The organism is Streptomyces sp. SID5910, assembly GCF_009862125.1.
GTDB lineage: Bacteria > Actinomycetota > Actinomycetes > Streptomycetales > Streptomycetaceae > Streptomyces.
This window is the reverse complement of record NZ_WWHX01000436.1, coordinates 1-11,017: the sequence shown is the minus strand read 5'-3', so window position 1 is coordinate 11,017 and position 11,017 is coordinate 1. Positions and strand designations below refer to the sequence as shown.

Here is an 11,017-nt window from a genome sequence, read left to right as displayed (position 1 = left end):
AGTGGGCGGAGGCGGAGGCGGTGGCGTGGGCTTCTGGCACGGCGGGAAGGTGGGCCAGGAGACACTCCCGGCGATCGCCACCGCCTCGGTGCCGTCCGGGCCGGTCGAGGCCCACGCACAGGCGTCGGCCCGCGCCGGGCCGACCGGCGTGCCGACGAGCGTGAACGTCAGCACCACCAGCGCCAACACCCGGCCGGCGACAGCCGATTGGGTCGGTTCGGGTCCATGCACGTCGAGATCATCGGGCCTGGCGCGCGATGCCACGCGGGAGAAGCCGGGGATTGCCCCGAAGGAGGGACGCGGGCCGACGGGCGGTTTGACCAGCGGCGGCCCGCCCGCGCGGGGATCCGCACGCGGGTACGAGGGGAGGCGGGACAGCGGGCCCCACTCCGCGACGGCCTGGCCCTGGCCGGAAAGAATTCCGGCCCCGGTTGAACACGACCCGCACCCCCGTGCGTACCCAGTGTCGTGCGGCGACTCAGCAGGGCGCCGCAACACCGTTGCGATGATCGGGGATTGACGATGAAGACCTCCTGGCGGAGCGCCTCACTCGTGGCGAGCGCTGCGGCGGTGCTGGCGCTGACGACGGCGTGCGGCCAGGACGGCGGCAGCGCCGCGAGCAGCCAGAACGTCGGCGCGACGGCCGCCCCCGGCGACGTCAGCACCATCGGCGCCGGAGCCGGGCTCGGCGACGGCCTCGGAGCCAAGGGCGGGCAGGCCTCCGCCGCCCCGCCCGTCTCCGCGGGCAAGCTGTCCGTCTCCGCGAACGCCGAACTCGGCGACCTCGTGACCGACGGAAGCGGCCGCACCCTGTACCGGTTCGACCAGGACACCGCCCAGCCGCCCAAGACGACCTGCGAGGCCGACTGCGCCACGGCCTGGCCGCCGGTGGCCGCGGACGACGCCATCGCCGGCGAGGGCGTCGACAAGGCGCTGCTCGGCGAGGTCACCCGCGCCGACGGCACCAAGCAGCTGACCATCGGCGGCTGGCCCGCGTACCGCTACGCCAAGGACGCCGTCGGCGACGTCAAGGGCCAGGGCGTGGGCGGCAAGTGGTACGCGCTCGCGCCCGACGGCAAGAAGGCCGAGGCCGCCGACCTGGCGGGACTGTCCACCCGTGACGATCCCGAACTCGGCGAGATCGTCGTCGACAAGAAGGGCATGACCGTCTACCGCTTCATGAAGGACGAGGCGTGGCCGAAGCCGGTCTCCGCGTGCACCGGCGCCTGCCTGGAGAAGTGGCCGGTCGTCGCCCCCGTGGCGGCGAACGACACCAAGGGCGTCGTGAAGAAGGGTCTGATGAGCTTCACCCGGCCCGACGGCGCCGCGCAGCAGACGGTCAACTGCTGGCCGATCTACACCTTCGCGGGTGACAAGAAGGCCGGCGACACCAACGGCCAGGGCGTCGGCGGGACTTGGTACGCCGTCGCACCCGACGGAAAGCCGGTCGGCGCGCCCAAGAAGTGACGGCATCCTCCCCGGGGCCGTCCCCTCCGTGTCCACGCGGAGGGGACGGCCCCATTCGCGCGCTTTGACGTGCCTTGGCGCCCGGCACGTGCCGCAGGCAGTGACCGGGAACGGACGGTCGATCTCCGCTCGGGCTCGCCCGTTCGGCGGGCGATCAGTAGCCTCAGCTCGAACACCGGATCGCCCGAGCCTTGGAGAGATAGATGGAGCGTCCCGCCTGGGCCCCGCGGAGCATCGACATCACGGTGCCGAGCGTGTCCCGCATCTACGACTTCTACCTGGGCGGTTCGCACAACTTCGAGGTCGACCGCGAAGCGGCCCGCAGGGCCATGGAGTTCCTGCCGGGACTCCCCAAGATCATGCAGGCGAACCGGGCGTTCATGCGCCGCGCCGTGCGCTTCGCGGCCCAGCAGGGCATCGACCAGTTCCTCGACATCGGCTCCGGCATCCCCACCTTCGGCAACGTCCACGAGGTGGCCCGCGAGGCCCGGCCCGACGCCCGCGTGGTGTACGTCGACCACGACCCGGTCGCGGTCGCGCACAGCCAGGCGGTCCTGGAGGGCGCCGAGTTCGCGGACGTGGTGGCCGCCGACCTGCTCAAGCCGCGGGAGATCCTCGACAGCCCCCAGGTGGAGCGGCTGATCGACCTGAATCGTCCGGTCGCCCTGCTGCTCGTTGCCATACTGCACTTCGTGGAAGACGCGGACGACCCCTGCGCGGCGGTGGCGGAACTGACCGCCGCGCTGGCACCCGGCAGCCTGCTCGTCCTCACCCACGCCTCCTACGAGGGGATCCCGACGTCCGCCGAGCGGGCCGGGGGCGCGGTGGACGTGTACAAGGACATCCGCAATCCGCTGATCATGCGTTCGCGCGACGAGATCGCCCGGTTCTTCGAGGGGTACGAGATGGTGGAACCCGGACTGGTTCCCATGCCGCGCTGGCGGCCCGAGACCGCGCCGGAGGAAGAGGACCCGTACGCCTTCTCGGGCATCGCCGGCGTGGGGCGTACGGCGTGACCGCGGAGCCGGGCGGGCCGGAGGACAGACTCCGCCGGTTTGCGACGATCTGGAGCCGTGCGGTGTTCCCGGTGACCTCGACGTCGTCGACCCGGCCCGAGTTCGAGGAAGAACTGATGCCGCTGGCCCGCCGGTTGAGCGGGCTGCTGCGGGGCCGGAGCCTCGACACCGAGGAGGCGAAGGCGGTCGGCGCGGCACTCGTCGACGTGCACTGCACCGACCCCGACGCGCTCGCCCGCACGCTGGACTGCGTGGACGCCTACCTGGTGCTGTACTGCGGCGAGGACGGCGACCCCGAGGCCCTGCGCGCGCGTTCGGCGCGGCTCCAGCACGCCATGGCGGCCGGGTTCGCGGGGGCGCTGCGCGGCCGGACGCTCGCCGAGCAGGAGGCCATCGCGCAGGCCGCCCTGAAGGCACAGGGCGTGGTCGCCGCGGCCCTGCACGCCAGTGAGGCCCGCTTCCGGGCGGTCTTCGAGGGCGCCGCCATAGGCATCGGCATCGCCGACCTCGACGGCAACATCCTCCAGGTCAACGGCGCCCTGACCCGCATGTTCGGCCTGACCGACCCCTCGCTGCGCGGCCGCAACGTCCGGGAGTGGACCCACCCCGACGACGCGCCCCAGACCTGGCGGCTCTACCAGGAACTGGTGCGCGGCGACCGCGAGGCCTACCACTGCGAGAAGGCCTTCTACCGGCCCGACGGCACGGTCCTGTGGACCAACCTCACGGTCTCCCTGCTGCGCGACGCCGACGGCGACCCGCAGTACCAGCTCGCGCTGATGGAGGACACCACCGAGCGCCGCCTGCTCAACCTGCGGCTGCGTTACGAGGCCACCCACGACGCGCTCACCGGCCTGCCCAACCGCAGCTTCTTCTTCGAGCGCCTGGAGAAGGCCCTCGGCGCGGGCCCGGGCCAGCGCTTCGGCCTGTGCTATCTGGACCTCGACGGCTTCAAGACCGTCAACGACAGCCTCGGCCACGCGGCCGGCGACCGGCTGCTGGTGGAGGTCGCCGACCGGCTCCAGGCCTGCGCCACCGCGCCCGGCGAGATGGTCGCCCGGCTCGGCGGCGACGAGTTCGTGGCGCTGACGACCGGCCCGGACACCCGCCACGAGGTGGACGAGCTCGCCGGGCGCATCATGAACGCGCTGCTCGCGCCGATCAGCGTCGACGGCCGTGAACTGACCGTGCGCGGCAGCATCGGCGTCGTCGAGGGCCCGGCGGGCGAACGCAGCCCGGCGGAGGTGCTGCGCAGCGCCGACATCACCATGTACCGGGCCAAGTCGGCGGGCGGCAACCGCTTCGAGCTGGCCGACCCCGAGGCCGACGCCCGGGTCATCACGCGGCACGGGCTGACGACCGCGCTGCCGGCGGCCCTGGAGCGGGGCGAGTTCTTCATCGAGTACCAGCCGCTGGTGCACCTCGGCGACGGCAGCGTGCGCGGCGCCGAGGCCCTGGTGCGCTGGCTGCACCCGCAGCACGGCGTGCTCGGCCCGGACCGCTTCATCCCGCTCGCCGAACACACCGGGCTGATCGTGCCGCTGGGGCGCTGGGTGCTGGAGCAGTCCGTGCGGCAGGCCCGCGTGTGGCGGGAGCGGTACGGCGAGACGACCACCGCGGGGCCGCTGCGGATCAACGTCAACCTCTCGCCCTGCCAGCTCACCCACCCCGGGCTGGTCCAGGACACCGTCGAGATCCTGGAACGGACCGGCGTCGCACCCGACGCGCTCTGCCTGGAGGTGACGGAGTCCGCGCTGATCGGCGCGGACGACGACCTGCTGAAGCCGCTGCGCCGGCTGGCCGAGATGGGCGTCGACATCGCCCTGGACGACTTCGGCACCGGCTACTCCAACCTCGCCAACCTGCGCCGGCTGCCGGTGAGCGTCCTCAAGCTGGACCGCTCCTTCACGCAGAGCATGCAGCAGTTCCCGGCGGACCCCGTCGACCTCAAGATCGTCGAGGGCATCGTGGCGCTGGCCCACAGCCTGGACCTCACGGTCACCGTGGAGGGCGTGGAGACCGGCGCCCAGGCCGAGCAACTGCGCATCCTGGGCTGCGACACGGCCCAGGGCTGGTACTACGCCCGCCCGGGTCCCCCGGACCGCCTGCACGAGCTGGCCCTGGTGGACGCCACGGGCTGAGGGACGCGGCAGCCCCGGGGCCGTCTGTCCGGTCGGCCTAGGCTCCGTCGCGGGCGCTCTCGGCGACCTCGGCCGCCACGCGCACGAGTGCGGCGGTGGCCGTCGAGCGGGACTCCTGGGGCCAGGCGAGGGCGAGTTCGGTCGGCGGCGCGTCGGACACCGGACGGTAGGCGATGCCCGGACGCGGATAGCGTACGGCGACCGAGGCGGGCAGCAGAGTGACGGCCTCGCCGAGCGAGACGGCAGCGAGCACCTGGGCCAGGTCGCCCCGGCCGCGCCTGGCCTCGTCGATGTGACGCTCCACGGTGCCGGAGCTCCAGCCGAGGTCGGCCAGCTCCAGCCGGTCGCGGGCGGCGAGCGGATGGTCCGAGGCGAGGACGGCGACGCGCGGTTCGACGACCAGCGTCTCGCTGTCGAGGCCGGTGCCGTCGAACGGCGCGTGCACCAGGGAGGCGTCCGCCTCGCCGCCGCGCAGCAGCCCCGGCTGTTCCTGCCACCCGCACAGCCGGACGGCGACCGGCACGGACCCGGGTTCGGACGCGTAGCGCGTCAGGATCGGTTCGAGCAGGCCCGCGTCCCCGTCGGCCTTCACGGCCAGCACCAGCTTCGGCCCCACCGCCGCCCGCCGGGCTCTGCGCCCGGCCGCCTCCAGGGCGTCCAGCGCGACGCGGGCCTCGGTGAGCAGGACGTCCCCGGCCGGGGTCCTGGTCACCTGGTGCGTGGTCCGCTCGAAGAGGGTGACGCCCAGCTCGGCCTCCAGCCGGCGGATCGCCCGGGACAGGGGCGGCGGGGAGATGCCCAGTCGCTCGGCGGCGCGGGCGAAGTTGAGTTCCTCGGCGACCGCGACGAAGTAGCGCAGGGAACGGGACTCCATGCTGTCCGCCTCCCTTCGGTATTGCCCTCAGGGTAACAACCGGGATCCGAACGGTCCTTCAGTTCCGCCGGGCCGCGGACCAGGATGAACAGGCGCCGGAGGCCGTGCGGACGGATCCGCGGGCCCGGCGCGGTCCCTCACCCTTGCCTCCCTGAAGCGGAGATGTGTTCCCGTGATCGTCATCACCACCCCGACCGGCGGCATCGGCCGGCAGGTCCTCGACAACGTCCTCGACGCCCTGGGCGACGGGCCCGCGGTCCGGGTGATCGCCCGCGACCCCGGCCGCCTCCCTCCCCGGGCGCGCGAAAGAGCCGAGGTGTTCCAGGGTTCGCACGCCGACCCCGGGCTCCTCGGCACGGCCTGCTCCGGTGCCGACCGGGTGTTCTGGCTGGTGCCGCCCGCGCCGGGCGCCGACAGCGTCGAGGGCCACTTCGGCGCGTTCACGACGGCGCTGTGCGAGGTGATCGGGCGGCACGGTGTCCGACGGGTCGTCGCCGTCTCCTCCCTCGGCCGCGGTGTCGCGGAGAACGCCGGGCCGATCTCCGCCTCGCTCGCCATGGACGACCGGATCGCGGCCACCGGTGTGCACTACCGGGCGCTGTGCCCGCCCTTCCTGATGGAGAACCTGCTCGGTCAGGTGGCGGCCCTGCGCTCCACGGGCGAGTTCCGCGTGGCGCACGCCGCGGACCGGGTCCTGCGGACCTGCGCCACCGGCGACATCGCCGCGACGGCGGCCCGGCTGCTGCTCGACGACACATGGACCGGCCGGGCCGACGTCCCGCTGGTCGGTCCCGACGACCTCACACCCGAGGGCATGGCGAAGGTGATGTCCGACGTACTGGACCGCCCGGTGCGGGTGCGGGAGACCACCCCGGCGGAGTACGAGGCGGCGGCCCTGCGCCTCGGGGCGAGCGAGGACGGCGCCCGGGGGCTGGCCGACATGGCCTCCGCGATGGACTCCCAGGGCTTCTACGGCTCGTCCGCGCCCAGCACACCGGACACGGCGCCCACGAGCTTCCGCCGCTGGTGCGAGGAGACACTCAGGCCGGCCGTGCTCGCCTGAGCCCTCACCGCTCCAGCAGCATCCGCTGGAGCTCCCGCGCCGCCCGTGGCGGAGCCACGTCGCTGCGGTGGGCCAGGGCGATGGTGCGGTGCAGGCCCGGGCGGGCCAGGGGTGTCACGCGGAGCCCGCGGCCGGAGCGCGCCGCCACCATCCGGGGGACGACCGCCATCCCCAGCCCCGCCCGCACGAACCCCAGCACCGCGTCCATCTCGCCGCCCTCCACCGCGAAGTCCGGCTCGAAGCCCTCCGCGCGGCACGCCGCCACGGTCAGCTCCCGCAGGTCGTACCCGTGCCGGAACATCACCAGCCGCTCGCCCTCCAGGTCGGCGATCCGCACCGCCCGCCGTCCGCCGCCCGGCCGGGGCGCCTCCGGCGACGACACCACCACCAGGTCCTCCCGCAGCAGCTCCACCGTGGTCAGCGACGGCGAGGCCGTGGGCAGCGGCAGGACCACCAGCGCCAGGTCGAGCGCGCCGCGGGCCAGCTCGCGGACCAGGTCGTGCGAGCCGCCCTCCTCGATCAGCAGCCGCACCCCGGGGTAGCGGTCGTGGAAGGCGCGCAGCACGTCGGGGAGCAGACCGGTGCACAGACTCGGCGTGGCGCCCAGCCGGACCCGCCCGCTGCGCAGCTGCACCAGTTCGAGGACCTCGTGCCGCGCGGTGTCCGCGTCGGCCAGGATGCGCCGGGCCAGCGGCAGCAGCGCCTCCCCGGCGTCCGTCAGCGTGATGTTGCCCCGCGCCCGCAGGAACAGGTCCGCGCCCAGCTCCCGCTCCAGCGCCTTGATCTGCTGCGACAGCGACGGCTGCGCCACGTGGACCGTCTCGGCGGCCCGGGTGAAGTGCCGGGTCTCGGCGACCGCCACGAAGTACTGGAGCTGCTGGAACTGCATACCGCGAGGATACGCCGCCGATAGGCGTGCCCTATGGAAACGAGGCGCACCATGTCTTGGACCGATGGCACCTCACCCCCGTAGCGTCTGGTGACATGGCTCTGGCAACGCGGACGGACCGACGGCCGTCCATGGCGCGCACCGTGTGGGACTCGACCGTCGGCAAGAAGACAGTGATGGCGGTCAGTGGTCTCGTCATGCTGCTCTACCTGGTCGCCCACATGATCGGGAACCTGAAGATCTTCTTCGGGACGAGCGAGTTCAACCACTACGCCCACTGGCTGCGCACGGTCGGCGAGCCGTTCATGCACTACGAGTGGACGCTGTGGCTGATCCGCGTCGTGCTGGTCGTCGCCGTCGTCGCCCACGCCACGTCCGCGTACCAGCTCAGCCGCCGCGACATCAGGGCGCGGCCCAGCAAGTACGTGCACAAGAAGAAGCGGGCCGGCTACGCGACGCGCACGATGCGCTGGGGCGGGGTCATCCTCGGCCTGTTCATCGTCTGGCACATCCTGGACCTGACCACCGGCACCGTGCACTCCGGCGGCTTCGAGAGCGGCAAGCCCTACCAGAACGTCGTGGACACCTTCTCCACCTGGTACGGCAACACCATCTACATCGTCGCGATGCTCGCCCTCGGCCTGCACATCCGGCACGGCTTCTGGTCCGCCGCACAGACCCTCGGCGCCGGCAGCCGCACCCGCGACCGCGCCCTGAAGACCGTCGCCGACGTCCTCGCGCTGCTGCTCACGATCGGTTTCATCGCCGTACCCGTGGGCGTCATGACCGGAGTGGTGAGCTGACATGACAACCTACGCCGACTACACGACCGGAGAGCCGGTCGCCGACACCAAGGCCCCCGCCGGGCCGGTCAACGAGCGCTGGGACACGCGCCGTTTCGAGGCCAAGCTGGTCAACCCCGCCAACCGGCGCAAGCAGACGGTCATCGTCGTCGGCACCGGCCTCGCGGGCGGCTCGGCCGGCGCGACCCTCGCCGAACAGGGCTACCGCGTCGTCCAGTTCTGCTACCAGGACTCCCCGCGCCGCGCCCACTCCATCGCCGCGCAGGGCGGCATCAACGCCGCGAAGAACTACCGCAACGACGGCGACTCGGTCCACCGCCTGTTCTACGACACCGTGAAGGGCGGCGACTTCCGCTCCCGCGAGTCCAACGTGCACCGGCTCGCGCAGATCTCCGTCGAGATCATCGACCAGTGCGTGGCCCAGGGCGTGCCCTTCGCCCGCGAGTACGGCGGTCTGCTCGACACCCGCTCCTTCGGCGGTGTCCAGGTCTCCCGCACCTTCTACGCCCGCGGCCAGACGGGCCAGCAGCTGCTGCTCGGCGCCTATCAGGCGCTCAGCCGGCAGATCGCGGCGGGCAACATCGAGATGCACCCGCGCACCGAGATGCTGGACCTGATCGTCGTGGACGGGCGGGCGCGCGGCATCGTCGCCCGGGACCTGATCACCGGGAAGATCGACACGTACTACGCGGACGCGGTCGTCCTCGCCTCCGGCGGCTACGGCAACGTCTTCTACCTGTCGACCAACGCCATGAACTCCAACGCGACCGCGATCTGGCGGGCGCACCGGCGCGGCGCGTACTTCGCCAACCCCTGCTTCACGCAGATCCACCCCACCTGCATCCCGCGCACCGGCGACCACCAGTCGAAGCTGACGCTGATGAGCGAGTCGCTGCGCAACGACGGCCGGATCTGGGTGCCGAAGGCCAAGGGCGACGACCGTCCGCCGAACAGGATCCCCGAGGACGAGCGCGACTACTACCTGGAGCGCATCTACCCGTCCTTCGGCAACCTCGTGCCCCGCGACATCGCCTCCCGCGCCGCGAAGAACGTCTGCGACGAGGGCAGGGGAGTGGGCCCCGGCGGCCAGGGCGTGTACCTGGACTTCGCCGACGCCATCGAGCGGATGGGCCGCAAGGCGGTCGAGGCGAAGTACGGCAACCTCTTCGACATGTACCAGCGGATCACCGACGAGGACCCGTACCAGGTGCCGATGCGGATCTACCCCGCCGTGCACTACACGATGGGCGGCCTGTGGGTCGACTACGACCTCCAGACCACCGTCCCCGGCCTGTTCGCGATCGGCGAGGCCAACTTCTCCGACCACGGCGCCAACCGGCTCGGCGCCTCCGCGCTGATGCAGGGCCTCGCGGACGGCTACTTCGTCCTGCCGGCCACCATCAACGACTACCTCGCCCGCAACCCGCGGGGGGACGAGGTCGACGACGCCCACCCGGCGGTGCAGGAGGTGCTGGCCGAGACCGAGGACCGGCTCAACCTGCTCCTGTCCGTGGACGGCGACCGCACCCCGGACTCCTTCCACCGCGAACTGGGCGAGCTGATGTGGGAGTTCTGCGGCATGGCCCGCACCGACTCAGGACTGCGCAAGGCCCTGGAGCGCATCCCGCAGATCCGCGAGGAGTTCTGGCGGCGCATCAAGGTCCCCGGTACCGGCGAGGAGTTCAACCAGTCGCTGGAGAAGGCCAACCGCATCGTCGACTACCTGGAGCTCGCCGAGCTGATGTGCCTCGACGCGCTGCACCGCTCCGAGTCCTGCGGCGGCCACTTCCGCGAGGAGTCCCAGACCCCGGACGGCGAGGCCGCCCGCAGGGACGACGAGTTCGCGTACGCCGCCGCCTGGGAGTTCACCGGCACCGGCGAGGCTCCCGCCCTGCACAAGGAAGACCTGGTCTTCGAGTACGTCCACCCCACCCAGCGGAGCTACGCATGAAGCTCACCCTGCGCGTCTGGCGGCAGAAGAACGCCGACGCCGACGGCGCCATGTCCACGTACGAGGTGGACGGGATCTCGCAGGACATGTCGTTCCTGGAGATGCTCGACACCCTCAACGAGGAGCTGATCCTCAAGGGCGAGGACCCGGTCGCCTTCGACCACGACTGCCGCGAGGGCATCTGCGGCGCCTGCTCGCTGGTCATCAACGGCGACGCCCACGGCCCCGAGCGCACCACCACCTGCCAGCTGCACATGCGGTCCTTCCGGGACGGCGACACCATCGACGTCGAGCCGTGGCGGGCGTCCGCCTTCCCGGTCGTGAAGGACCTGGTCGTCGACCGGTCCGCCTTCGACCGGATCATCCAGGCCGGCGGCTACGTCACCGCGCCGACCGGTGCGGCCCCCGAGGCCCACGCCACACCGGTGCCCAAGCCGGACGCCGACTTCGCCTTCGAGCACGCGGAGTGCATCGGCTGCGGCGCGTGTGTCGCCGCGTGTCCGAACGGTGCGGCGATGCTGTTCACGTCCGCGAAGATCAACCACCTCAATGTCCTGCCGCAGGGCGCGCCCGAGCGGGAGACGCGGGTGCTGGACATGGTGGCGCAGATGGACGACGAGGGCTTCGGCGGTTGCACGCTGGCCGGCGAGTGCGCGACGGCCTGCCCGAAGGGGATCCCGCTGTTCTCCATCACCAGTATGAACAAGGAGTGGCTGCGGGCTGCGCGCAAGGCTCCGCGGTAGCGCCGTAGGGGTTCTGCCGTCGGGCGGGTGCGGGTGCGTTGTGGCTGGTCGCGCAGTTCCCCGCGCCCCT

The 11,017-nt window shown here is 72.3% G+C and carries 9 protein-coding genes and 1 pseudogene; 7 read left to right on the top strand and 3 right to left on the bottom strand.

What is annotated here, in order from left to right; genetic code table 11:
* Positions 1 to 231 (bottom strand): annotated as a pseudogene (locus GTW67_RS37695) (hypothetical protein); the annotation flags it as partial.
* Between the two features lie 291 nt (positions 232 to 522).
* Here GTW67_RS37695 and GTW67_RS15340 point away from each other — a divergent pair.
* The 3 genes from GTW67_RS15340 to rmdA all read left to right on the top strand — a co-directional run bounded on the left by GTW67_RS15340 (position 523) and on the right by rmdA (position 4,624).
* Positions 523 to 1,467 carry an SCO0930 family lipoprotein gene (locus tag GTW67_RS15340; RefSeq protein WP_161165379.1) on the top strand — a complete coding sequence of 315 codons (945 nt, stop codon included), beginning with the start codon at positions 523 to 525 and terminating at the stop codon, positions 1,465 to 1,467.
* Between the two features lie 203 nt (positions 1,468 to 1,670).
* A complete protein-coding gene (locus GTW67_RS15335) occupies positions 1,671 to 2,483 on the top strand; it encodes an SAM-dependent methyltransferase (protein WP_161165377.1) in 813 nt (270 codons plus the stop codon).
* Positions 2,480 to 4,624, top strand: coding sequence for a cyclic Di-GMP phosphodiesterase RmdA (gene rmdA, locus GTW67_RS15330; protein WP_161165376.1), 2,145 nt, complete (start codon positions 2,480 to 2,482; stop codon positions 4,622 to 4,624). Before GTW67_RS15335 ends, rmdA begins: the two co-directional genes overlap by 4 nt.
* 37 nt (positions 4,625 to 4,661) lie before the next feature.
* On the opposite strand, the gene GTW67_RS15325 is transcribed toward rmdA, so the two are convergent.
* The gene (locus GTW67_RS15325) at positions 4,662 to 5,498 is read right to left on the bottom strand and encodes a LysR family transcriptional regulator (RefSeq protein ID WP_161165375.1); all 837 of its coding nucleotides are present in this window, start codon (positions 5,496 to 5,498) and stop codon (positions 4,662 to 4,664) included.
* Positions 5,499 to 5,670: 172 nt separating this feature from the next.
* Here GTW67_RS15325 and GTW67_RS15320 point away from each other — a divergent pair, with 172 nt between their 5' ends.
* Entirely contained in the window at positions 5,671 to 6,561 is an 891-nt protein-coding gene (locus GTW67_RS15320; protein WP_161165374.1) for an NAD(P)H-binding protein, read from the top strand.
* 4 nt (positions 6,562 to 6,565) lie between these two features.
* Here the strand turns inward: GTW67_RS15320 and GTW67_RS15315 are convergent, their stop codons facing one another.
* Positions 6,566 to 7,450, bottom strand: coding sequence for a LysR family transcriptional regulator (locus GTW67_RS15315; protein ID WP_161165373.1), 885 nt, complete (start codon positions 7,448 to 7,450; stop codon positions 6,566 to 6,568).
* Between the two features lie 131 nt (positions 7,451 to 7,581).
* Here GTW67_RS15315 and GTW67_RS15310 point away from each other — a divergent pair, with 131 nt between their 5' ends.
* Genes GTW67_RS15310 through GTW67_RS15300 form a run of 3 tightly spaced genes read left to right on the top strand, consistent with a single transcriptional unit; the run spans position 7,582 to position 10,947 of the window.
* Complete coding sequence (locus GTW67_RS15310; RefSeq protein WP_161165378.1) at positions 7,582 to 8,253, top strand: succinate dehydrogenase; 672 nt, start codon at positions 7,582 to 7,584, stop codon at positions 8,251 to 8,253.
* A 1-nt stretch (position 8,254) separates the two neighbouring features.
* Positions 8,255 to 10,204, top strand: coding sequence for a fumarate reductase/succinate dehydrogenase flavoprotein subunit (locus GTW67_RS15305; RefSeq protein WP_161165372.1), 1,950 nt, complete (start codon positions 8,255 to 8,257; stop codon positions 10,202 to 10,204).
* The gene (locus GTW67_RS15300; RefSeq protein ID WP_161165371.1) at positions 10,201 to 10,947 is read left to right on the top strand and encodes a succinate dehydrogenase/fumarate reductase iron-sulfur subunit; all 747 of its coding nucleotides are present in this window, start codon (positions 10,201 to 10,203) and stop codon (positions 10,945 to 10,947) included. The genes GTW67_RS15305 and GTW67_RS15300 overlap by 4 nt, the downstream gene beginning before the upstream one ends.
* The last annotated feature ends 70 nt before the right edge of the window (positions 10,948 to 11,017 follow it).

Coding starts and splice junctions, on each gene's coding strand:
- GTW67_RS15340 (WP_161165379.1), top strand. CDS start 523: ATGAAGACCTCCTGGCGGAGCGCCTCACTCGTGGCGAGCGCTGCGGCG.
- GTW67_RS15335 (WP_161165377.1), top strand. CDS start 1,671: ATGGAGCGTCCCGCCTGGGCCCCGCGGAGCATCGACATCACGGTGCCG.
- GTW67_RS15325 (WP_161165375.1), bottom strand. CDS start 5,498: ATGGAGTCCCGTTCCCTGCGCTACTTCGTCGCGGTCGCCGAGGAACTC.
- GTW67_RS15315 (WP_161165373.1), bottom strand. CDS start 7,450: ATGCAGTTCCAGCAGCTCCAGTACTTCGTGGCGGTCGCCGAGACCCGG.
- GTW67_RS15310 (WP_161165378.1), top strand. CDS start 7,582: ATGGCGCGCACCGTGTGGGACTCGACCGTCGGCAAGAAGACAGTGATG.
- GTW67_RS15305 (WP_161165372.1), top strand. CDS start 8,255: ATGACAACCTACGCCGACTACACGACCGGAGAGCCGGTCGCCGACACC.
- GTW67_RS15300 (WP_161165371.1), top strand. CDS start 10,201: ATGAAGCTCACCCTGCGCGTCTGGCGGCAGAAGAACGCCGACGCCGAC.